The sequence below is a fragment of the Arenibacter latericius DSM 15913 genome, assembly GCF_000424985.1.
GTDB lineage: Bacteria > Bacteroidota > Bacteroidia > Flavobacteriales > Flavobacteriaceae > Arenibacter > Arenibacter latericius.
This window is the reverse complement of sequence record NZ_AUKX01000100.1, coordinates 1-1,522: the sequence shown is the minus strand read 5'-3', so window position 1 is coordinate 1,522 and position 1,522 is coordinate 1. Positions and strand designations below refer to the sequence as shown.

The following is a 1,522-nucleotide window of genomic DNA, read 5'->3' as shown; positions in this document are numbered from 1 at the left end:
AAAATCTTTGATGAATCAAAGACCTCTAAACAAAAGAATAGGACGGAACCCGAAGGCTATGTTGGAGGGCAGACTTTCATGTGGATAACCGAAAACAACCGCATCAACGATCCAAATGAAACAGGATATGACTTATTAGAAAGGATACTATCCCCTTCAAACCTAAATTCAGCCTACCACAAGGTAAAGCGAAATAATGGCGTGGGAGGAGTTGACAAGATGGAAGTCGAATCGCTTGGCGGTTATCTGGCTCAACATAAAGATAGTCTGATAAATAATATTCTGGACGGTAAATACCGCCCCAATGCGGTTCGCAGGGTAGAGATACCGAAAGACGATGGGGAGAAGCGAAATCTGGGTATTCCCACGTTAGTGGATAGAGTAATCCAGCAAGCAATATCCCAAGAACTAAGTAAGCTCTACGAATCCCAATTTTCGCTTCATAGCTATGGGTTCAGGCCAAAACGTAATGCACACCAAGCGCTGAAAAAGTGTCAGAAGTATATAACAGATGGTTATGATTACGCTGTAGATATGGACTTAGAGAAGTTCTTTGACACAGTAAACCATAGCAAGCTGATAGAACTACTCTCACGAACAGTCAAAGATAATCGAGTTGTATCGTTGATACATCGCTATCTAAATGCTGGTGTCCAAGTAGGGCAGACCTTTGAGCCGAGCAAAGAAGGGGTTCCACAGGGCGGGCCATTGAGTCCATTGTTGAGTAATATTATGCTCAATGAACTGGACAGGGAATTAGAGGATAGAGGGCATAAATTTGTACGTTATGCAGATGACTTTTTGATTTTATGTAAGAGTAAGCGAAGCAGTGAACGAGTAATGGAGAGCATTATAAACTTCATAGAAAATGAGCTATACTTAAAAGTCAATCGTGAAAAGAGCCAAGTCGCATCAATCCGAAGGGTTAAATTCCTTGGTTATTCCTTTTACAAATTAAGAGGAGGGTGCAGGCTTAGGGTTCACCCCAAAAGTATCGCCAAGATGAAAGCCAAACTAAAAGAGCTGACATCAAGGAGTAATGGCTGGGGAAATGAGCGACGTAAAGAATCCTTATCCCAATATATTAGGGGTTGGGTCAATTATTTTAAGTTGGCAGACATGAAGAAAATCCTACTTCGTATAGATGAATGGTATCGCAGGCGACTGCGGATGGTGATTTGGAAACAATGGAAACGGATAGGAACCAAAATAACCAATCTCGTCAAACTCGGAGTTAAGAAATCAAAAGCGTATAAATGGGCAAATACAAGGAAAGCTTATTGGCACACGTCCAAAAGCTTTATCTTATCGACCACGATTACGAAAAAACGTCTGCAAGTATCGGGATATGTTTTTCTATCTGATTATTATCTAAAAGTTAGGATTGTAAACTAAAGAACCGCCGTATACGAGAACCGTACGTACGGCTTAAGTTAGCATTTTAGTAAAAACACTAAATTGAGGCATATAAATAAGAAAGAACAAAAGAGAGGAATAAGGTTATTACGTACGCAGAGACCTA

Annotated in this window: 1 protein-coding gene; it reads left to right on the top strand. The window is 40.4% G+C overall.

Annotated features, from left to right (window positions below):
- Nucleotides 1–3 precede the first annotated feature (3 nt).
- On the top strand, nucleotides 4–1,395 hold the full coding sequence (gene ltrA / locus H344_RS0116770) for a group II intron reverse transcriptase/maturase (protein ID WP_026811325.1): 1,392 nt from the start codon (nucleotides 4–6) through the stop codon (nucleotides 1,393–1,395).
- The last annotated feature ends 127 nt before the right edge of the window (nucleotides 1,396–1,522 follow it).